This window comes from Thermus sp. (assembly GCF_056332225.1).
The window spans coordinates 1-551 of sequence record NZ_JBWGQW010000246.1 but is presented as its reverse complement, the minus strand read 5'-3'; the positions used below and the strand labels follow the sequence as shown (position 1 = coordinate 551).

General features: G+C 62.1%; 1 protein-coding gene. It reads left to right on the top strand.

Annotated features, from left to right (window positions below; all coding sequences use genetic code 11):
* Nucleotides 1-39 precede the first annotated feature (39 nt).
* Nucleotides 40-551: aminoacyl--tRNA ligase-related protein (locus AC01Y6_RS11165; protein WP_476671602.1), on the top strand; the 512-nt coding region annotated here is incomplete at its 3' end.

Here is a 551-nt window from a genome sequence, read left to right as displayed (position 1 = left end):
CACCTCTTCCGGGGTCGCCTGTGGCACGAGTCCGGACACATGGACTACTACCGGGAAAACATGTATGTCTTCGAGAAGGACGGCATGGAGTACGTGGTCAAGCCCATGAACTGCCCCGGCCACGTGCTCATCTACAAGACCAGGCCACGCTCCTACCGGGAACTTCCCCTCAAGTTCTTCGAGCTGGGAACGGTTTACCGGCACGAGAGGTCCGGCGTTCTGCACGGGTTGATGCGGGTGCGGGGTTTCACCCAGGACGACGCCCACATCTTCTGCCGCGAGGACCAGCTGCGGGAGCAGGTGGAGGAGTGCCTGGAATTCGCCTTCCATTGCCTGCGCACCTTCGGATTCCGGGATTTCGAGGTCTTCCTGAGCACCCGCCCCGAGAAGTCGGTGGGGAGCGACGAGCTGTGGGAGAAGGCCACCTCCGCCCTGCGCGAATCCCTGCAGGAGATGGACATTCCCTTCCAGGTGGATCCCGGCGAGGGGGTTTTCTACGGGCCCAAGATAGACGTGAAGCTCAAGGACGCCATTGGAAGGTCGTGGCAGGG